Genomic DNA, 21,469 nt, shown 5'->3' with positions numbered 1-21,469 from the left:
GCTATGCTTAACGCACGCCGCCATATTCCAGGCTGATCTCTTTCGCCGCGTGGATCACCAACGCACCCAGCTCAATCACGCGGTTGTCGGTAATGCGTGACACCGGGCCGGAGATCGAGATAGCGGCGAAGGCTTCACGGTGCTCATCGAAGATGCAGGCCGCGACGCAGCGCAGGCCGAGCGCATGCTCTTCATCGTCAAAGGAAAAGCCCTGCTTGCGGATCTGCGCCAGACCTTCCTTCAGGTTGTGCGGCGTCAGGGTATGCTGGGTATAGGTTTGCATGCCCTTTTTATGCAGCAGTTTGGTGACCTGCTCATCCGACAGGGTGGAAAGAAAGGCTTTCCCGGCGCCGGAAGCGTGCATCGGCAGTTTGCCGCCGATCGGTGCCGACATGCGCATCAACGCGGTGCACTGCACCTGATCGATAATAATTGCCTGGTACTCGCTGGTATCCAGCACCGCCAGATTGACCGTCTCGCCGGACTCTTCCATCAGGCGGCGCAGCGTTGGGTGCACCATCGCCAGCAGGTTGCGGCTCTGCAGGAAGCTGCTGCCGACCACAAAGGCATGTGAGCCGATGGTCCACAGGCCCAGATCGCCCACCTGACGCACGAATCCCTGCTGTTGCATGGTGGTAAGCAGGCGGTGGGTGGTGGAATTGGGCAAGCCGGCCTGTTGGGCCAGATCGGTCAGTGCCACGTTACCCTGCGCTTCGGCAATGTATTCCAATAATTTCAGACCACGGGTCAACGACTGCACCTGGCCGGTGGGCGCACTGGCGGCCGGGGATGCAGCACGGGGCTTTTTGCCGCGTTTGGCAGGAGCAGGGGTGACCATATTTCACATTCCTTTTTCCGTATGATGGAATTCATTTTCGTTTTTTACGTATGAATTGCAAGCCATCAATCAGCTCATCGGATCTGTTGTCCGGCAACCTGAAAAACTCTCAATTAGCGCTCGCCCCTTTGCCACTACAACCTGTGCTAGGATGGCTCGTTGGTTTTTGCAGCAATTGAGCGATGGGCTGGATCGGTAATTGAAGGGGCTACAGTGACAAATCGAGTAGAACAACTGCGCCGGCAGTTAGCGCAGCGAATTTTAGTGTTGGACGGCGGCATGGGCACCATGATCCAGAGCTATCGTCTGGAAGAGAGCGACTTTCGTGGCGAACGTTTTGCCGACTGGCAGAGCGATCTGAAAGGCAATAACGACCTGTTGGTGTTGACCAAGCCGGAAGTGATTACCGCCATTCACTACGGCTACCTGGAAGCCGGGGCCGATATTCTCGAAACCAATACCTTCAACTCCACGCCTATCGCCATGGCCGACTACCATATGGAGTCGCTGTCCGCCGAGATTAACTATCAGGCCGCCTGCCTGGCACGAGCCTGCGCCGATGAATGGACCGCACGCACGCCTGAGCAGCCGCGTTACGTGGCCGGGGTGCTGGGGCCGACCAACCGCACCGCCTCTATTTCACCGAACGTCAACGATCCGGCGTTCCGTAATGTTTCTTTCGATGAGCTGGTGGAAGCCTACCGCGAATCGACGCGGGCACTGGTAGAAGGCGGTGTCGATCTGATCATGATCGAAACCATCTTCGATACCCTGAACGCCAAAGCCGCCGCCTTCGCGGTGGAAACCGAATTTGAAGCCCTGGGCGTTGCGCTGCCGATCATGATTTCCGGCACCATCACCGACGCCTCCGGCCGAACCCTGTCCGGCCAAACCACCGAAGCCTTCTATAACTCGATGCGTCACGTCAAGCCGTTGAGCTTTGGTCTGAACTGTGCGCTGGGCCCGGACGAACTGCGCCAATACGTTTCTGAGCTGTCGCGCATCTCGGAGAGCTACGTTACTGCTCACCCCAACGCCGGTTTGCCCAATGCCTTCGGCGAATACGATCTGGACGCGCAAGAGATGGCGAAACAGGTTGGCGAGTGGGCGAATGCCGGCTTCCTGAATATTATCGGCGGCTGCTGTGGCACCACGCCGGAACACATTGCCGCGATGGTCAAAGCGGTGGCGGGCGTACCGCCACGTCAACTGCCTGAAATCCCGGTCGCCTGCCGTCTGGCCGGCCTTGAACCGTTGAACATCGATGCCAAAACGCTGTTCGTCAACGTGGGCGAGCGCACCAACGTCACCGGTTCCGCCCGCTTTAAGCGACTGATCAAAGAAGAAAAATACAGCGAAGCGCTGGCCGTTGCCCGCCAGCAGGTGGAAAGCGGCGCACAGATTATCGACATCAACATGGATGAGGGGATGCTCGACGCCGAAGCGGCGATGGTGCGTTTCCTCAACCTGATCGCCGGTGAACCGGATATTGCCCGCGTGCCGATCATGATCGACTCCTCCAAATGGTCGGTGATCGAGAAAGGCCTGAAGTGTATCCAGGGCAAAGGCATCGTTAACTCGATTTCGATGAAAGAGGGTGAAGAGGCCTTTATCCACCATGCCAAACTGGTGCGCCGCTACGGTGCTGCGGTGGTGGTGATGGCATTTGACGAGGCAGGCCAGGCGGATACCCGCGAGCGCAAGTTCGAGATTTGTCGCCGTGCCTATAAAATCCTGACCGAGCGCGTCGGCTTCCCGCCGGAAGACATCATTTTTGACCCGAATATTTTTGCCGTCGCCACCGGTATCGATGAGCATAACAATTATGCCGTCGACTTTATCGAAGCCTGTGCCGACATCAAAACCCACCTGCCGCACGCGATGATCTCTGGTGGCGTATCCAACGTCTCGTTTTCATTCCGTGGCAACGATCCGGTGCGTGAGGCGATCCACGCGGTGTTCCTGTATCACGCGATCCGTAACGGCATGGACATGGGTATTGTTAACGCCGGGCAGTTGGCGATCTACGACGATCTCAGTGCCGAACTGCGCGAGGCGGTGGAGGATGTGATCCTCAACCGTCGTGACGATAGCACTGAGCGCCTGCTGGAACTGGCGGAAAAATACCGCGGCAGCAAAGACAACGAAGTGGCGGTACAGCAGGCGGAATGGCGCGGCTGGCCGGTCGAGAAGCGGCTGGAATATTCGCTGGTCAAAGGCATTACCGAGTTTATCGAACTGGATACTGAAGAAGCCCGGCAAAAGGTAGCTCGTCCGATCGAAGTGATCGAAGGCTCGCTGATGGCGGGGATGAACGTGGTCGGTGACCTGTTCGGCGAAGGCAAAATGTTCCTGCCGCAGGTGGTGAAATCTGCCCGCGTCATGAAGCAGGCGGTGGCCTATCTGGAGCCGTACATCGAGGCCAGCAAAGAGAAAGGCTCTACGGCAGGCAAAATCCTGCTGGCGACGGTGAAGGGCGACGTGCACGACATCGGCAAAAACATCGTTGGCGTGGTACTGCAGTGCAACAACTACGAAATTGTCGATTTGGGCGTGATGGTGCCGACGGAGAAAATCCTCAGAACCGCGCGTGAGCAAAACGTGGACATCATCGGCCTGTCGGGGCTTATTACCCCGTCGCTGGATGAGATGGTCAACGTGGCAAAAGAGATGGAGCGTCAGGGCTTTACCCTGCCGTTGCTGATTGGTGGCGCGACGACCTCCAAGGCCCATACCGCGGTGAAGATTGAGCAGAACTACAGCGGATCAACCACCTACGTACAGAATGCCTCGCGCACCGTGGGTGTGGTATCGGCACTGCTTTCCGCCACCCAACGCGATGACTTTGTGGCGCGTACCCGTAAAGAATATGAAACCGTGCGTATCCAGCACGCGCGTAAAAAACCGCGTACCCCGCCGGTTGACCTGCAGAAAGCCCGTGATAACGCCATGGTGCTGGACTGGGAAAACTACCAGCCGCCGGTGCCAAAGCAGTTGGGTGTTTATCCGGTTGAGGCCGGCATTGAGACGCTGCGTCATTATATCGACTGGACGCCGTTCTTTATGACCTGGTCACTGGCGGGTAAATATCCGCGCATTCTGGAAGATGAAGTGGTGGGGGAAGAGGCCAAACGGCTGTTCGCCGATGCCAACCAGATGCTGGACCTGCTGGCTGCCAACGGCAGTCTCAACCCGCGTGGTGTCTATGGCCTGTTCCCGGCCAACCGCGTCGGTGACGACGTTGAGGTATATCGCGACGAGAACCGTGATGAGGTGCTGGTGGTCAGCCGCCACCTGCGTCAGCAGACCGAAAAAACCGACTTCCCGAACTACTGCCTGGCGGACTTTGTCGCGCCAAAAAGCAGCGGCAAGGCCGACTACTTCGGTGCCTTCGCGGTAACCGGCGGTCTGGAAGAGGATGAACTGGCGGCAGCCTATGATGCGCAGCACGATGATTACAATAAAATCATGGTCAAAGCGCTGTCGGACCGTCTGGCGGAAGCTTTCGCCGAGTACCTGCATGAGCAGGTGCGCAAGCTGCACTGGGGCTTCGCGACCGAAGAGAACCTGAGCAATGAAGAACTGATCCGCGAAAACTATCAGGGCATCCGTCCGGCACCGGGCTATCCGGCCTGTCCGGAGCACACCGAGAAAGCGGAGATCTGGCGCCTGCTGGATGTTAACCGCCATACCGGCATGGTGTTGACCGAGTCCTTCGCCATGTGGCCGGGGGCGGCAGTGTCCGGCTGGTACTTCAGCCATCCGCAGAGCAAGTATTTTGCGGTGGCGCAGCTCCAGCGCGATCAGGTAGCAGACTATGCGGCGCGTAAAGGCATGAGCGTCAGCGAGGTTGAACGCTGGCTGGCACCTAACCTCGGCTATGACGCCGACTGATCATCCTTCATTCGGGGCGCGCTGGCCGCGCCCCTGTCATTGTGCCTCCACGTCAATGTGCAGTGCGTCGTAACGCCAATATTCCAAATCACAATCAATCACCCGATCGTGCTGATCGCGGTTAACCCGGGTAATAAATAGCGCCGGGCTGCCGTAGGTCACTTTCAGCATTGCGGCTGCTTCCTGCGGCAGCAGGGTCGGCAGCATATCGAAACGTACTCGCCCATAGCGAATACCGTAGCGTTCGGCATATAGACCGGTCAGCGACTGGGTTAAGTCTTCGTCCAGAATACCGGCAAAGTAGGCGGGATTGAGGTAGTGCTCACAGTACAACACCGCGCGGCCATCGATATAACGCAGCCGACGAATGCGGTAGACCTCGCTGCCGGGTGGCAAAACCAACCGTTGGCACAGCTCGCCGTATAGCGGCAGGGTAGCGGTGTCGATCACTTCGGTATGGGCATCACGCCCCTGCTGCTGCGCCATGGCGTGGAAATGGCTGCGCTGCAACGGGTTGTACACCAGCCGGGGCGGCGAGATAAACCAGCCGCGCCTGACCTGACGGTAAATCACCCCCTGCGCTTCCAACTGACCGAGCGCTTCCTGCAGCGTAATGCGGGTGGTGGAAAACTGTTCACTCAGGGCGCGTTCAGAAGGCAGTTTGCCATCGGCGCTGAATTCCCCGTTGGCGATACGGCTGGCCAGAGTCTGGCAAATCGTTGCCACGGTAGTTGTTCCTTCACTCATGCAACAGTTGCCCCATTTCAGTGCTTCTTGCCCCAGTTAAGGTAGACCAACGGCAGCCCTGTGACGCACCAAATACGATAAAAATGCTGCTTTTTTACACTGACATATAATTATCACATTCGTCCGTTAGATTGGCTTGGTTCTTGCTGGACTAGTCCAGCCACTTCCACACTACCACCCGGAGCATCAGTTATGAAACGTTTGTGCGCTTCTGTGTTAACCAGTGCCATTGTCCTGTCCAGCCAAATGAGCTGGGCTGCCGATTCCGACCTCGCGGCGCTGGAACAGGCTGCCAAGAAGGAAGGGGAAGTTAACAGCGTCGGCATGCCGGACAGCTGGGCCAACTGGAAAGACACCTGGCAGGATCTGTTGACCAAGTACAGCCTGAAGCATGCCGATACCGACATGAGCTCGGCGCAGGAAATCGCCAAGTTCGACGCGGAAAAGAGCAACGCTACGGCGGATATTGGTGATGTAGGTGCGGCCTTTGGCCCGATTGCGGTACAGAAAGGGGTGACCCAGCCGTACAAGCCATCCACCTGGGATCAGGTGCCTGACTGGGCGAAAGACAAGGACGGCCACTGGGCACTGGCCTATACCGGCACCATTGCCTTCATTATCAACAAGAAACAGGTGAAAGAGATCCCGCACAGCTGGGCGGATCTGCTGAAAGGGACTTATCAGGTCACTATCGGTGACGTGGGGACCGCTTCGCAGGCGGCCAGCGGTGTGCTGGCAGCGACTTACGCCATGGGCGGCAATGAAAAGAACCTGAAGCCGGGTCTGGAGTTCTTCGGCAAGCTGGCCAAGGCCGGGCGTTTGAGCCTGAGTAACCCGGTGATCGCCTCGCTGGAAAAAGGCGAAGTGCAGGTCGGCGTGGTTTGGGACTTTAACGGGCTTAACTACCGTGACCAGATCGACAAAACCCGCTTTGAAGTGCTGATCCCGTCCGACGGCTCAATCACTTCCGGCTACACCACCATCATCAACAAATACGCCAAGCACCCGAATGCCGCCAAGCTGGCGCGTGAATACATCTTCTCTGATGCCGGCCAGATTAACCTGGCGCGTGGCTATGCCCGCCCAATCCGTGCCGAACATCTGACGCTGCCGGACGACGTCAAAGCCAAGCTGCTGCCGGCCGAACAGTATAAAAATGCCCACCCAATCGCCGATCCGGCGGCCTGGGAACAAAGCGCCAAAACGCTGCCGCGTCAGTGGCAGGAAAACGTCATTATGTTTATGCAGCAGTGAGTTAAACCATTATGAAAACGATCCTCGTGCTGCTGGACGGTCTGAACTATCAGGTGGCGCATGACGCCATGGGCTATCTGCAGGCCGAATGTGCGGCAGGGCGCGGACGGTTGTATCAGTTGGAGAGCGAGCTCCCCTCGCTCTCCCGCCCGCTGTATGAATGTATCCTCACCGGTGTGCCGCCGGTGGAGAGCGGCGTGGTGCATAACCAGGTGTCACGCCTCTCGCATCAGCAGAGCGTGTTTCACTATGCGCGTGCCGCCGGGTTAACCACCGCGGCGGCTGCCTATCATTGGTTCAGTGAGCTGTACAACCGTACCCCGTTCGACGCCGCGCGCGATCGCCATACCGAGGATAGCGGGCTGCCGATCCAGCACGGTCATTTTTATTATGACGACCGCTACCCGGACTCTCATCTGTTTGACGACGCGGAAAGTTTACGCCGCCGTCATCAGCCCGATTTCTTGCTGATCCACCCGATGAATATTGACGACGCCGGGCACCGCTTCGGTCTGTCTTCGCCGCAGTACCGTAATTCGGCGCGCAATGCCGACGGGGTATTGTCGCGCTATCTGGCCGACTGGTTGGCCGACGGCTATCAGGTGATGGTCACTGCCGATCACGGGATGAATGACGATCGCAGCCACGGTGGCGTGTTGCCGGAAGAGCGTCAGGTGCCGCTGTTTGTCTTCGGTAGCGCATTCAGCCAAAGCGACGCCAATCCGCAGCAAACCGACCTGTGCGGCACGCTGTGCGAGCTGCTACAGGTGGCGCATGACAAGCCGCGTTGCCGTGCGTTGTTGGCATAAGGGCGAATAATGAAAGCTAAGTGGATTGCCGCGCTGTGCCTGCTGCCGTTCATCCTGCTGTTCGGCGCGTTTCAAATCGCGCCGCTGGTGTGGATTGCGGTCAGCAGCTTTTTCAGCCAGACCAGCGGCTGGGGGCTGGGCAACTATGTTGATGTGCTGACTTCGCCGTTCTATCTGCAGGCGTTTCAGTTCTCGCTGGAGATTTCCCTCTGGTCGAGCGTCTATGGGCTGTTGATTGCCCTGGTGGGCAGTTACTCACTGCGCCAGCTGGGCCAGACTCGGTTCCATGATTTTGTGATGTCGTTTACCAACATGACCAGCAACTTCGCCGGGGTACCGCTGGCGTTCGCCTTCGTCATCCTGCTGGGGCTGAATGGCTGCCTGACCTTGCTGCTGCGCAAGTACGGCCTGATGGAGAGCTTTAATCTTTACTCCAAAACCGGGCTGATCGTGCTCTATACCTACTTCCAGATCCCGCTTGGGGTGCTGTTGCTGTACCCGGCCTTTGATGCGCTGCGTGAAGACTGGCGCGAATCGGCATCGCTGCTCGGCGCCAGCCCGTGGCGCTATTGGCGGCATATCGGCCTGCCGGTGCTGGCTCCGGCGCTGATGGGCACCTTTGTCATCCTGTTGGCCAATGCATTGGGTGCCTATGCCACGGTGTATGCGCTGACCACCGGCAATTTCAACGTGATACCGATACGTATTTCTGCGCTAGTGGCGGGGGATATCTCCCTCGATCCGAATCTGGCCAGCGCGCTGGCGATGCTGCTGGTAGCGATGATGGCGTTTATCACGCTGATCCATCAGTGGCTGTTACGCAGGAGCTACCTCAATGCTCGCTCATAATATTGCGGAGGGCGGCCATGTCGCGTTTTGAAACCGGTTATCACCGTGTGGTGAGCGGCCTGCTGTTGCTGATCCTGCTGTTACCGCTGGCAGCGACGCTGATTTATGCGCTGGCTACCCAATGGGGCGCGACCATCCTGCCGGACGGTTTTACCCTGAAATGGCTGGTGGCGTTATGGAGCGATCCGCGCTTCCTGCTGGCGCTGTGGCACTCGCTGCTGATCTGTTTCGGCACTCTGGTGTTGGCGGTGGTGGTGATTTTGCCGATGATGTTTGTAATTGCTTACTATTTTCCCAAGCTGGATGCGGTGATGAACGTGCTGATCCTGCTGCCGTTCGCCGTGCCGCCGGTGGTGTCAGCGGTCGGGCTGATGCAGCTGTTCGCCGCCGATCCGCTGCCGCTGCTGGGCACGCCATGGATCCTGATTGGCTGTTATTTCTCCATCGCGCTGCCATTTATTTACCGAGCCATCAGCAACAACATGCAGGCGATCAACCTGCGTGATCTGATGGATGCTGCGCATCTGCTGGGGGCCAGCACCTGGAAAGCCGCATTGTGGGTGGTGCTGCCGAACCTGCGCAAAGGCGGGATGATCGCGGTGCTGCTGTCGTTCTCTTTCCTGATTGGCGAATTTGTCTTCGCCAACCTGCTGGTGGGCAGCCAGTACGAAACGCTGCAGGTTTACCTGTTCAACATGCGTAACGGCAGCGGCCATTTCACCAGTGCACTGGTCATTTCTTATTTCGCCGTGGTGCTGCTCGTCACCTGGTTGGCGAACTTGCTGAATAAAAATAAGGGCTAACCCGATGGCTTATCTCAATGTCACCCGCCTTAACAAACACTATGGGCAGACCCAGGTGTTTCAGGATATCGATTTCACCGCCGAGGAGGGCGAGTTTGTCACGCTGCTCGGGCCGAGCGGCTGTGGCAAGTCCACGTTGCTGCGCTGCCTGGCGGGGCTGACTTCGGTCGACAGTGGGCAGATCCTGCTGCAGGGCCAGGATCTGGTGCCGGTGCCCCCGCAAAAACGTGGTATCGGCATGGTGTTTCAGAGCTATGCGTTATTCCCGAACATGACGGTGGAAGGCAACGTGGCCTTCGGCCTGAAAATGCAAAAGCTGGCGGCCGGGCAGATCCAACAGCGGGTGCAGGAGGTGCTGGCGCTGGTGGAACTGACCGAGCTGGCGAAGCGTTATCCGCACCAGCTGTCCGGTGGCCAGTGCCAACGGGTGGCGCTGGCGCGATCGTTGGTGACCCGTCCACGTCTGCTGCTGCTTGATGAACCGCTCTCGGCACTGGATGCGCGGATCCGCAAACATTTGCGCGAACAGATCCGTCGGATCCAGCGTGAGCTGAACCTGACGGCCATCTTCGTCACCCACGATCAGGAAGAAGCTTTGACGCTGTCGGATCGAATCGTGCTGATGAATAAAGGACAAATCGTGCAAAGCGGCGATGCAGAAACCCTGTATACCCAACCGGCCGACGTTTTCGCCGCCGGGTTTATCGGCAACTACAACCTGCTGAGCGCCGAACAGGCGACGGTTTTGACCGGCAGCACTTACCGCGGTAAGGTAGCTGTTCGTCCGGAGTCCATGACCCTACTGCCTGCCGGGCAGGGGATCGCCGCGGTGATCCTCAGCCACAGCCTGTTGGGCAACGTGGTGCGCTATCGGGTTCAGGCCCGTGGCGTGGAGCTGCTGGTCGATGTGCTCAACCGTTCGGTCGAAGATTTGCGGCCTGACGGCAGTGAAATTGGGCTACACTTAGAAACTGTTACATTACGGGAAGTTGCATGACATTTTCCCGCTGACAAACGGAATTTCCCTTCCCTTCAGCGGCAGTCTGCAACCCGTTGCCGCTGTTCTGCTCTTTTAACGCCCGGCAGAACGGTTGCCTTGCTGGCGTTTATGGAGCGTATTTTCCGTGTTGACCCTTCTTCATCTGCTTTCTGCGGTGGCGCTGTTGGTGTGGGGTACCCACATCGTGCGCACCGGGATCATGCGGGTTTACGGCGCTAATCTGCGTCGGGTATTGAGCGACAGCGTGGAGAAAAAACCGCTGGCGTTCGTCTCCGGCATCGGCGTGACCGCGCTGGTGCAAAGCAGCAACGCTACCGCGCTGCTGGTGACCTCTTTCGTTGCTCAAGGGCTGGTGGGGCTGACGCCTGCGCTGGTGATCATGCTCGGCGCCGACGTGGGTACCGCGCTGATGGCGCGAATACTGACTTTTGATCTCTCCTGGCTATCACCGCTGCTGATCCTGGTCGGCGTGTTCCTGTTTCTTAGCCGCAAGCAAACCCGGGTGGGGCAAATGGGCCGGGTGTGCATCGGCCTCGGGCTGATTGTCCTGGCTCTGGAGCTGATCGTCGCCGCCGCAACGCCGATCACCCAGGGCGCGGGAGTGAAGGTTCTGTTCTCTTCACTGACCGGCGATGTGATGCTGGATGCCCTGACCGGCGCGTTGTTCGCCATTGTCAGCTATTCCAGCCTGGCGGCGGTGTTGTTGACCGCCACCCTGACCGCTTCCGGCGTGATCTCACTGAAAGTGGCGCTGTGTCTGGTGATTGGCGCCAATCTTGGCAGTGGCCTGCTGGCGGTGATCAACACCAGCGGCCAGAACGCCGCCGGCCGTCGGGTGGCTCTGGGCAGCCTGTTGTTCAAGCTGATCGGCTGTGTGCTGGTGCTGCCCTTTGTCTCTTATCTGGCAGACGCGATGGCCCGGCTGCCCGGTGAGAATGAAGAGTTGGTGATCTATTTTCACGTGTTCTACAACCTGATCCGCTGTCTGGTGCTGATCCCTCTGGCCGGGCCGATGGCACGGCTGTGTGAAGCGTTGATCGCCGACGTGGCGGCTGACGATCCCCGGCTGCGACCACGGCATCTGGATGCCAGTGCACTGGATACGCCGACGCTGGCTTTGGCCAATGCCGCGCGTGAAACCCTGCGCATGGGTGACGTGGTAGAACACATGATGATCCTGCACCGCGAAGTGCTGCACGGTAAGATCGGGCAGGATAAAGAGGTGCGTCGATTGGATGATGACGTCGACGTACTCTACACCGCCATCAAGCTGTATCTGGCGCAGATCCAGAAAGAGGATCTGGGCGAGGAAGACTCGCGCCGCTGGGCAGAAATTATCGAAATGGCGCTCAACCTGGAGCAGGCCGGGGACATCATTGAACGCATGACCGGCGATATCGCATCGAAGTCGCATGCGGCGCGGCGGGCGTTTTCGGCCGAGGGGCTGGCGGAGCTGGACACGCTGTATGAGCGACTGATCGGCAACCTGCGGCTGAGCCTGTCGGTGTTCCTGTCCGGCGACCTCACCAGCGCCAAGCGGTTACGACGTTCCAAGCATCGCTTCCGTATTCTGGATCGCCGTTACGCGCATGCGCATGTTGATCGTTTACACCAACAGAACGTGCAAAGTATCGAAACCAGCTCGCTGCATCTGGGGCTGTTGGGGGACATGAAACGCCTGAACTCGCTGTTCTGCGCGGTGGCATATAACGTGCTGGATCAGGATGAGAAGGATGACGAGCGCGAGTGGGAGGATACGCCGAGCACGCTGTAAAAAAATGCCCCCGGCTGAACCGGGGGCATGATTTTGATTATTTACCGCCAGTTATTTACCTGAGAAAACACCCGCCTTGGCATCGGCAGTCTGGCTATTGCCGTAGCCGCCGACCGGTGTCTCCAGATTCACCACGCTTTTACCGGCGATCCCCAACAGTCCACCGGCAGAGGCGGCCGCATCCAGGTGACCGCCACCCTGATAACGGCTGCCCGCCACGTCCTGTTGTTCCAGCTTGCCGTTACCCAGCGTCACCTCACCTTGTTGGCTGCGGATCTCAGCGCCGGTCAGGTGGGTGCTGCCCTGCACGTTCAGCGTCACGTCATTTTTCCCACTGATGGCGGATTGCACGCCAACCGCATCGTTATTGACCACGTCGGCGTTGACCTTGAACTGACCCTGCAGCCCGGCGGGGCCGGTCAGGCTCTCTTTGGACTTGTTACCGAGGAAGCGAGCGCCGCGATCCCACAGCGGTGCCTGCTCTTTTTCACCCACCAGGGTTTCCGGCAGGGTCACTTTGCTATCGGCCTTGTTGAAGCTAACCGCGCCGGTGGTGTCCTGTTTGGGATCAAGACGACGGGCCACGCTGTTGTACTTGTCGGTGGTGGCGTCAGCGACCTTGTTGATACCCCCTTCCAGCTTTTCTTTCACATTACCGGCATAGCGCGGAGTACCCACTTTCGACAGTTTGGAGGTGATGCTGCTGGCCGGGTCGTTGGTATGGTTCAGACCGACGTCCACATTGACCTTAACGCTGCTTTCGCTGTCTTTGCGGCTCTCGATGTGCAGGTTGCCATCGACGTTGCCCTGTACGCGTTCGGCATCGATCCGGGCACCGGCCAGGGTGGCGTCTTTACCGCTGTTGATCGTCACTTCGTTGGCGTTAATCAGGCTGTTGCCCTGGGTAGTTTTTTGCAGTTTGTCGACGCCGACTTTTACCCCGGCACCCAGAGTATGGGTATCGCTGCCGCTGGTGGTATCAACCTTGCCGTTGGCGTCCTTGTTGAAGGATTGGCCGCCTTTGGCGTTCGCCTTCAGCCCCAGGTTCCAGTTGTTTTTCTGCTCCTGATTTTGCACCGATTCCAAGACTACACCGCCATGTCCGGCATTCAGGGCGACGCTGTTGCCTTTAACCTCGGTCCCCTGCAGGTGTAACGCCTGGTCGTCACTGCCTTTGGCGGTAATGTTTACTGCGCCACCGCCGGTGATTTTTCCGCCCTGCCGGGTGGTGGAAGATTCATCGACCTTGGCGATGTCAAATGCACCGCCGAGGGAAATGCCGCCCGCGCTTTTTTTGTCACTGTCGGTGCTGTTACCGCCAATATCGATATTCCCTGACAGCGTATCGTCCTTACGCGTCTGGTGCGACTCGGCTGCCTGTAGCGCCACCTTATCGCCTGCCTTCAGCGTAACGTCGCCCTGGCTGGTGACCGTGCTGCCTTGCAGCGTCAGCCCACGACCGGCCTCCAGTTCTACGCCCTGTTGCCCACCGATGTGACTAACCTGTGCACTGCTGCCGTCGCTTTCCCCCACGCTGCGATCGCCGCCCAGCCCAACACCGAAGTTTTTGGTCTCCGGGGTGGAGCCACCTTTGGCTGACACTTTGACATTGAAACCGTTGTGGCTCTCATGACTGCGGTCGGTAGCCTGCTCGAAACGGATGTTGCCGTCTTCGGCTTTCACCTGAGCCTTACCCTGGCCGGCATCCAGTGAAGTGCCCTGATAAACCGCATCCTGCTTAACGTTGATGTCGATGCCATTGGCGGCGGTGATGCTGCCGGTCACGGCCTGGCTGCCGGTGCTGGCGCTATGTTTGTTGCCGCCTTCTCCTTTGCCGTCGACGTTCAGGTCATTGCCGGTATTGGTGTAAACGCGCACGCTGGCGCCGCCACGGGTATCGCTTTGGCTCTGCTGTTGGCTATTTTCCGCCGCTTCACTGCGGTGGCTGTCCGCCTTCAGCGTTACGGCACCCTGAGTGGTTTGATATTGGGTCCCGCGATCTTGCAGTTCCCCGTCAGCGTTAACCGCAATCTCCCCGGCCTTAATGGTGCTGACCACGGCCTGCGAACTGCTGTTACTGTTTTCGCTGCTGCCGCCGTTGGCAGCGACGTCGATCCCGACGTTTGGCAGACCGATGCTGCCGATATCGTTAATCACGCCGTTGGCGTCCAGCTTGGCGGCTTTGCCCACGGCGCGTTCAACCGGGCGGGTGATGGCGCTGTAATCAACGTTGGCACCGATATCCACGCCGACGTCGGTTTTGCGGGTATTGCTGCTTTCGCTGTCCGTGGCGGCCAGGTGGGCCACGCTGTTGGCATTTTCCTGATATTTACCGCCAACCTGATGCTGTGCACCTTGCTGAGTCAGTTGGTCATTGGCGCTAATCGTCAGGTTGCCTTTGATATCACTGCCTGAGGTGACGGCCTTGCTGCTTTGCGAGTGCGTTTTGCTGTTCTCGTAACCGCCTTCAATACCCGAGCCGACTTTATCGATGCCGCCAGTGTAATAGAACCCACCGCCGACTTTGGTTTGCTCGGTGTCGCTGGTGGTCTTGTTGTCAGCCGCCAGGAAGGCGACGTTGTTGCCACTGACGCTGGCGTCCCCCTGGGTGGTCACCAGTTTGGAGCCGCTGAAGGTCACGTCTTTATCCGCCTTCAACGTCACGCTGCCGCCGCTTAACATCGACGACTGTTGCTCGCTGCGGGTAGTTTTCTCGCTGTCGCTGGTATGTTCTATGCGTAAACCGGCGCGGTATTGTTTATCACCTTTCTCGTTGGCATAGCCGTTGATCGCCAGTGCGGTTTTCTGCTCGTCAATACGTTGCTGCTGCTCAGCCGCGCTGACATTGAGATTGCCACCGGCCTGGATGTCCAGTTTGCCTGCGCTGCTTACCTTGCTGCCCACCACGTCGGTATCCTGTTTGCTGACCAGTTGCAGGTTGGTATCGGAAACCAGTTCACTGGCGGTGGACTGCTGGTGGCTGTTGTTGGACTTTTGCGAACTGCTGGTAATGTTAAAGGCGGTACCGGTGCGGGCATTGATCTTGTCGACGTTGGTGCTGAGCGCGTTATCAATCCGCAGGCCCCCGGCGCTGGCTTCAACAAAACCGCCCTGGCTGCCTTTGACCTTGCTGCCGGTAATGGTTACGCCCTGTTTGCCGTTCAGCCACAGGGTGCCATCGGCGGTCAGGTCGGAAGCGTTGCTGACTTCGTGGTGGTGACTGTTGTCTTTGTTATCGCCGCCGCCGATGCCGCCCCATGAGGTTTTATTGTCACGCACCGATTTGGCGTTGGCGGTCTTCTGCACGTCGATGTTGATCTGGTCGTTGGCATTGATTGTCAGATCGCGCGCTGCATACACTTTTGCCCCCCGAGCCTGCACACGGTTACCGGCACTCAGCGTCAAATCCCCCCCGGCATGCAAATCGCTGGCCTTCAGGCTTTCGGTTTCATTGCTGTTGTTCCAACTGCCGGTGCGCAGGCTGGAGGTATGGTTACGCTGATAACCGCGTTCACTGGTTTTCTCCCGCTCAACCAGCCCGGCGATCTGTACATCGCGTTTGGCTTCAATTTTCAGCGAGTTACCGGCCCCGACAGTGGCACCGAGCAGCCTCACATCCTGCGCGGTGGCGGTCAGCGTGGCATTTTTGCTGGCGCTGACGCTGCTGCCGACCTGCTGGTGCTGTTCATTCTCGCGGGTGACGTCGTACTGCCAGGAGTAGAACCATTGGTCGTTGGTATGGCCCTGAGTTTGCTTCAGTTGCTGGCCGTCGAGCGTCAGGCTGGCACCCTGCAAAGTAACCTCTTCGCCGCGAATATCGGTGGCGGTCAGATGGTTGCTGTTATCGGCCAGCAGGCTGATATTTTTGCCCGTAAGCTCGGTGCGGGTCAGCTTTTGGCTGGTGTTGCGGTCGTTGATGTAGATGCCGCCGCGATAGTTTTGGTAGTTCTCACCGCTGTTACGGCTACTGCTGTCATCACTAATCTGGCTTTCGGCACGAATGTTGTCTGCCCTCACCCGGATCTCGTCGCTGCCCTGCAGCTTGCCCGCCAGCTTCACGCCGCTGCCTGCTGCGGTGTTGATAATGTTGATGCGTCCGGCCTGCATGCTGCCAAGATAGTAGCTGTCCAGCGCACTCAAGGGTTGTTGGCTGCTGAGCACCTGCGCGTCGCGCGAGACGCGGTTATTGCCGGTGACAGCGTTGATAGCCGACACCGCCTTGTCATTTTTGTCAGTGATGATCACCTCGCCGCGGCTGTCGATGCGCGGGGCAATCAAGTCCAGTATGCCATCGGCGTTCAGTTTGCCATTCAGGCTCAGGGTGTTGCGGTTACCCAGCGTGCTGTAGCCCTGCAGTATACCGTTTTCCACCAGCGGGTTGCCCACCACCAGTGACGAGCGGCTGGTATTGATAAAACCGCAGCCGTCACAGCTGATGCCGTTCGGGTTGGCTAACACGTAGTCGGCCGCCATGCCGAAGATTTCCTGCTGGCCGTGCAATAGCGACGGATTACGGCTGATCACTTCGTTGAGGATCACGCTGGCCGCCTGGCTGTTCAGGTTCGGGTTGGCGCCCAACTGACCGGCCAACTGAGACAGCCCGGACTCGCGTGAGTTATTCAACACCGCGCCGGGCTGGTTGACGTTGAAATCCTGATACTGGTTATGCGACAGCCCGTGGTCATTCGGTGTGACAATATTCACCACCTGTGCGCCGTTACCGGCGGTGGAAACCCCGGGGCCGTTAGCCCCGTTGGCCGCCACAATATCACCGGCGTAACCGTTGCCGAGTGAGGCGAGAATGATCGCCAGTGAAGCGGCCAACTTGCCCGCCGCCGAAAGCCTGAAGTTATTATTTTTCATCCATGTATCTCCGTATATCGCCGTGTGGTACTGCAAAAAAAACAACTGACTAAAAGGTGTACGAGAAGCGGGCCAGCACCTGGATCGGGTCGTCCGGCAGGGTATGACTGGACAGCAGCCAGCCTCGGCTGGCTTCGACGTCAATGATGGCGCGCTGATAACGCAGGGTGGCGCCGGCGCTCAGTCCGGCGCTGCTTTGCCAGCCCGAAGGTCGGTTGTCACGTGGCAGCACTCGGCCGACGTCGCCGCCGAGGCGAGGGGTGAGGGTGCTTTGGCCCAGATTAAAGCTGCGGGACAGGGTATTTTGCAGATACCAGCCGTTATCGCCGGACAGCGTGCTGCGGCTGAAACCGCGGATCGCGCTGCGGTCGGTCAGGCTGAGCCATTCCACGCCGGGCAGCCGATCGCGGCTGTATTGCCCGTACAGCAGGTTGCTGAGCTGGTAACTGGAACCGGCCAGGGTGAAGCGTTGAGTGAGGTTGGTGAACAGCTTGCCCTTGGTGAATTGGGCATCAGGCAGACCGGCACCGCTGTGGCGATCGGCACCGAACCACGGCAATCCTTGCTCTACGCTGAGGTTGGCGCTGATCAACCCGGTAGGCAGGATCTGCAGGTGGTTAACCCCCAGTTCGAACAGGCTGAGCGTCGGGCTGCCGAGACCGATACGTACGTTCTCGAAATAGTTATTGATGCGCTTATGGGTCAGTTGGCCGCTCAGGGCGTTGATCTGATCGCGATCGCGGTAAAACACATAATCTCCGCGCAGACCATACTGCTGGGTCTGACCGTGCAGCTTATAGCTGTTGAACACCAACTGCTGGCGGTTCATGTATTGCGAATAACTGGCAAAGCCGCTGAAGGTAAAAGCGCCATAGGGCAGGGAATAGAGCAGGGTATAGGCGCGGTTGTAGCGCTGTGACGGATCCTTCAGCGTACCGGCGATGTTCAGACTGACAAAGTCCGACAGGCCGAACGGGCTGTCCAGCGTTGCCGTGCTGCGCGCCAACCACTGGCCGGTATTTTTCTGGCCATAATTGTCCAGGGTGGCAGACAGCAACCAGGGTTTGGCATGTTGGTTGTGCAACCGAATAATAGAACCGCCGGTTTGGTTACCCGGCAATATATCCAATCGGGTTTTATTCGATTGCAAACGATTGGCCTGATCCAATCCCTGATCGAGCTGAGTTAATTTCAGCGGCTGACCTTCCAGTCCTGGGAATAATAACTGGCTGTTAACCCAGCGATCTCCCCCTTCTATTTTTTCGATAAATCCTTCGGTGACCCGCAGGCCCAACTCGCCCTCGGCATTGGGGCGAATAAACTGTACGCGGGCGGTGATATAGCCTTTATCAAGATATAAACGGGTGAGTTCGCGGGTCAGACGGTTGATGTCATTACTGCTGATGCAACGCTGTGGCAATGCGCTGAGTGCCGCCAAATCTTTCGCCGACAGCAGAGTGATGCCCTGCAGATACACGCCGCCGATGGGCAGGCACTGGGCAGAACGTGGTAGTGCCGGTGGCGCGGGTTCGGGTTCTGCCAGTAATTGCTGTTGTTTAAGCTGTTGGTAGCGTCGTTGCTCGATCTGCTGATTCACTTCACGCGAACCGTCTTGCAAGGCGCGGCGTGATTCGCCCATCGGCGAGAAATGCTCCATTTCCGGCAGGGTAGCGGCAGGGATCGCGGTGCTGAACAGCAGCACCAGAGCGGCGGTTTTTTTAATCATTGTAATCCATTATGAGAAGCCGCCGGGGCGGCCTGCTCAATCCATGAGGTCAATATACGGACGGCCAGCGGCCGGCCCGAAATAGCGAGCGACAAGCACATTGCGTGATATCTCGACTTGCCACAGGCAAATTAAGACGGTGGGTGTATATCTAAATAATAATTAGGCTGCTTGTTTTAATTTTCAGCTCCCTTGAGTTAATTAACTAAAAAAAGTAATTAACTCCTCCGCCATTTAAACTTTATCGGCACGGATAGGAAGAATCTGAATTTTTATTTTGTCGGGGGATAATAGAGGATGAGGGTAATTCTGACAATCCGACCAGTGGGAAATACGAAATTTCGCAGAAGGGGTGGGGCACAGTCATTTGTGCCCCAGGGTGTAATTATTTTTTGTTGATCGGCCGACCGGACCAGTAACCCGCCAGCAGTGAGCCGGACAGGTTATGCCACACCGAGAACAGGGCACCCGGCAGTGCGGCCAGCGGTGAGAAGTAAATTTTGCCCAGCGTCGCCGCCAGCCCGGAGTTCTGCATGCCGACCTCAATGGCCAGCGTGCGGCAGGTCGATTCGTCAAAGCCAAACAGCTTGCCGCCCCAGTAACCGCTCAGCAGCCCGATGGCGTTATGCAGGATCACCGCGATGATCACCACCAGCCCGACCGAGGCGATATGGCTTTGACTACCGGCCACCACGGCACTGATGATCGCCAAAATGCACACCATCGACAGCGCTGGCAGAATGGGCTCAATGCGTTTGACGGTTTTGGTAAAGGTGTGATGGACGATCAACCCCAGGCCAATCGGGATCACTACGATCTGCAGAATGCTCAGCAGCATGCCCATGACATCGACGCTGATCTCGGTATCGACATACAGGCGGGTCAGCAGCGGCGTGGCGAAGACGCCCACCAGCGTGGAGACCGCCGAGATGGTCACTGACAGTGCCACATCGCCTTTGGCCAGATAGATCATTACGTTGGAAGCCGTACCGCTGGCAACGCTGCCCACCAGGACCATACCTGCGGAAAGATCCGGTGGCATGTGGAACAGCATCGCCAACAGCCAGGCCGCCAGCGGCATGATCAGATAATGCAGAAAGATCCCTGCGGCCACCGGGCCTGGGCGGGACAGCACGCGCCTGAAGTCATCCAGCCGCAGCGTGACGCCCATGGCGAACATGATCAGCATTAACAACGGGCTGACATAGGGGCCGATACCGGTAAAGGTGGTGGGGGTGAAGTAGGCGGCGACGGCGAGCAGCACCGCCCATAGGGGGAATAATCGGGTGAATATTGCCAGCATGAATGTGGTTTCCCTTCACTAGGCTATCTTACTTGCCATTTTGAACCCGGCAGTGCTCAGAATCCTCACGTACTCTAAGTACGCTCCGGTTCTTGTGCGCTGTCCGGGACCAAACTGACGGCGACGATATACGCCTATTGGCGCATATATTTTTAGAATTATTCGAACAGATTGTGGTGCAGGGTACGTACCACTTGTTCCGCGTCGTTGCCCGGTACCAGGAAGCACAGGTTATAGCTGCTGGCGCCGTAACAGATCATGCGGATATTGAACGGGTCGAGCACGCCAAACACTTCTTTGCCCACGCCGCAGGCCTGGGAAAGTTTGTTGCCGATCAACGCCACCAGCGCCAGATTTTCTTCGACTTCTACCCGGCACAGTGATGACAGCTCGGTCAGCAATGAGGTGGTCAGCAGGCTGCCGCCGGTAGAGGTAGAGCCGGTGGTGTCCATGGTCAGCGCTACGCTGACTTCGGATGTGGTGATCAGATCCACCGAGATGTTGTGACGGGCCAGAATGTTGAACACTTCGGCCAGGAAGCCACGGGCATGCAGCATGTTGAGGCTGTGCAGCGTCAGCAGGGTTTGCTTGCGGCGCAGTGCCAGCGCACGGAACAGCGGCGGGTTCTCGGTGGTGTTACACACCAAAGTTCCCCCGGCGGCCGGATCTTTGCTTGAACCGACAAACACCGGAATATCACTGCGCACGGCCGGTAGCAAGGTGGCTGGATGCAGCACTTTCGCGCCGAAGGTGGCCATTTCTGCCGCTTCTTCGAAGGTGATTCTATCGATGCGTTTTGCTGACGGGACCACGCGTGGATCGGTGGTGTAGATGCCTGGTACGTCGGTCCAGATATCCACCCGACTGACGCTCAGCGCTTCGCCCAGCAGTGCCGCGGTGTAATCGCTGCCGCCACGGCCCAGTGTGGTGGTACGGCCTTTCGGCTCGCTGCCGATAAAGCCCTGGGTGACCACCAGCGCTTCTTGCAGGCGTGGCTTGAGTAGCGACAGGGCCAGTTGTTTCAGCACCGCGTTGTCTGGTGTAGCACGGCCGAAGTGGTCGTCGGTGTGCATCACTTTACGCACGTCAAACCACTCTGCCTGTACCTGGCGGGTGCGGAGGATCTCAACGAACAGCAGGGTAGACATCAGTTCACCATGGCTGACCAATTCGTCGGTCAAGGCCGTTGAGGTTGCCAGCGCAGCTGCTTCGGACAGCATGGCGATGTTTTCCAGCATGCGGTCGATTTCATCGCGAATAACCGTCGGGTTATCGAGGCGATCGAGGATGGCGTATTGGATGCGACGGATTTCATCGAGCTGGAAATGGCGTTTGTCGGCATCGCTGCCTTCGGCCAGAGCCACCAACAGGTTGGTGACGCCCGCGGAAGCGGACAAGACCACCAGGCGTACGTCCGGATTAGAGAGTACGACGTCGGCGCTGCGGTTCATGGCCTCAAAGTCGGCAACGCTGGTGCCGCCGAATTTGGCGACAACGGTGGAATTCTGGGGTGCTGCTTGGTTCATGTAAAAACCTCGTGTCAGGGTGGCTCTATTCAGAGAGCGCTTTTTTCATAGCCTTGGCACAAGGGAGGAGCGATAAACGGGGG

13 protein-coding genes are annotated in these 21,469 nt (G+C 58.1%); 7 read left to right on the top strand and 6 right to left on the bottom strand.

What is annotated here, in order from left to right:
- Positions 1 to 7: 7 nt before the first annotated feature.
- Positions 8 to 838, bottom strand: a complete 831-nt coding sequence (gene iclR, locus QOT07_RS22925; RefSeq protein ID WP_099065625.1) for a glyoxylate bypass operon transcriptional repressor IclR — start codon at positions 836 to 838, stop codon at positions 8 to 10.
- A 198-nt stretch (positions 839 to 1,036) separates the two neighbouring features.
- Here iclR and metH point away from each other — a divergent pair, with 198 nt between their 5' ends.
- Positions 1,037 to 4,732, top strand: a complete 3,696-nt coding sequence (metH, locus tag QOT07_RS22920) for a methionine synthase (RefSeq protein ID WP_430523296.1) — start codon at positions 1,037 to 1,039, stop codon at positions 4,730 to 4,732.
- 36 nt (positions 4,733 to 4,768) lie between these two features.
- Here metH and QOT07_RS22915 read toward each other — a convergent pair whose 3' ends face one another.
- A complete protein-coding gene (locus tag QOT07_RS22915; RefSeq protein ID WP_099065627.1) occupies positions 4,769 to 5,479 on the bottom strand; it encodes a UTRA domain-containing protein in 711 nt (236 codons plus the stop codon).
- 192 nt (positions 5,480 to 5,671) lie between these two features.
- Between QOT07_RS22915 and QOT07_RS22910 the strand changes: the two genes are divergently transcribed.
- From QOT07_RS22910 to QOT07_RS22885, 6 genes are all read left to right on the top strand, one after another.
- Entirely contained in the window at positions 5,672 to 6,733 is a 1,062-nt protein-coding gene (locus tag QOT07_RS22910) for an ABC transporter substrate-binding protein (RefSeq protein ID WP_099065628.1), read from the top strand.
- A gap of 11 nt (positions 6,734 to 6,744) precedes the next feature.
- Positions 6,745 to 7,542 carry an alkaline phosphatase family protein gene (locus QOT07_RS22905; RefSeq protein ID WP_099065629.1) on the top strand — a complete coding sequence of 266 codons (798 nt, stop codon included), beginning with the start codon at positions 6,745 to 6,747 and terminating at the stop codon, positions 7,540 to 7,542.
- Between the two features lie 9 nt (positions 7,543 to 7,551).
- Positions 7,552 to 8,391 (top strand): ABC transporter permease, encoded by an 840-nt coding sequence (locus QOT07_RS22900; RefSeq protein WP_012147180.1) that lies wholly within the window; start codon positions 7,552 to 7,554, stop codon positions 8,389 to 8,391.
- A gap of 17 nt (positions 8,392 to 8,408) precedes the next feature.
- Positions 8,409 to 9,194, top strand: a complete 786-nt coding sequence (locus QOT07_RS22895) for an ABC transporter permease (RefSeq protein WP_085119752.1) — start codon at positions 8,409 to 8,411, stop codon at positions 9,192 to 9,194.
- 4 nt (positions 9,195 to 9,198) lie between these two features.
- Positions 9,199 to 10,191 carry an ABC transporter ATP-binding protein gene (locus tag QOT07_RS22890; protein ID WP_085119751.1) on the top strand — a complete coding sequence of 331 codons (993 nt, stop codon included), beginning with the start codon at positions 9,199 to 9,201 and terminating at the stop codon, positions 10,189 to 10,191.
- A gap of 127 nt (positions 10,192 to 10,318) precedes the next feature.
- Positions 10,319 to 11,968 (top strand): Na/Pi cotransporter family protein, encoded by a 1,650-nt coding sequence (locus QOT07_RS22885; RefSeq protein ID WP_085119750.1) that lies wholly within the window; start codon positions 10,319 to 10,321, stop codon positions 11,966 to 11,968.
- Between the two features lie 51 nt (positions 11,969 to 12,019).
- Here the strand turns inward: QOT07_RS22885 and QOT07_RS22880 are convergent, their stop codons facing one another.
- The 4 genes from QOT07_RS22880 to lysC form a co-directional block, all read right to left on the bottom strand.
- The gene (locus QOT07_RS22880) at positions 12,020 to 16,831 is read right to left on the bottom strand and encodes a hemagglutinin repeat-containing protein (RefSeq protein ID WP_283603956.1); all 4,812 of its coding nucleotides are present in this window, start codon (positions 16,829 to 16,831) and stop codon (positions 12,020 to 12,022) included.
- A 49-nt stretch (positions 16,832 to 16,880) separates the two neighbouring features.
- Complete coding sequence (locus tag QOT07_RS22875) at positions 16,881 to 18,557, bottom strand: ShlB/FhaC/HecB family hemolysin secretion/activation protein (RefSeq protein ID WP_207977259.1); 1,677 nt, start codon at positions 18,555 to 18,557, stop codon at positions 16,881 to 16,883.
- A 385-nt stretch (positions 18,558 to 18,942) separates the two neighbouring features.
- Positions 18,943 to 19,860 (bottom strand): ketopantoate/pantoate/pantothenate transporter PanS, encoded by a 918-nt coding sequence (gene panS / locus QOT07_RS22870; protein WP_112347189.1) that lies wholly within the window; start codon positions 19,858 to 19,860, stop codon positions 18,943 to 18,945.
- A 158-nt stretch (positions 19,861 to 20,018) separates the two neighbouring features.
- Positions 20,019 to 21,386 (bottom strand): lysine-sensitive aspartokinase 3, encoded by a 1,368-nt coding sequence (gene lysC, locus QOT07_RS22865; protein WP_261428160.1) that lies wholly within the window; start codon positions 21,384 to 21,386, stop codon positions 20,019 to 20,021.
- Positions 21,387 to 21,469 lie beyond the last annotated feature (83 nt).

Source organism: Serratia proteamaculans (genome assembly GCF_949794035.1).
GTDB lineage: Bacteria > Pseudomonadota > Gammaproteobacteria > Enterobacterales > Enterobacteriaceae > Serratia > Serratia proteamaculans.
The sequence above is the reverse complement of the archived record's forward strand: the minus strand, read 5'-3'. Positions and strand labels throughout refer to the sequence as shown.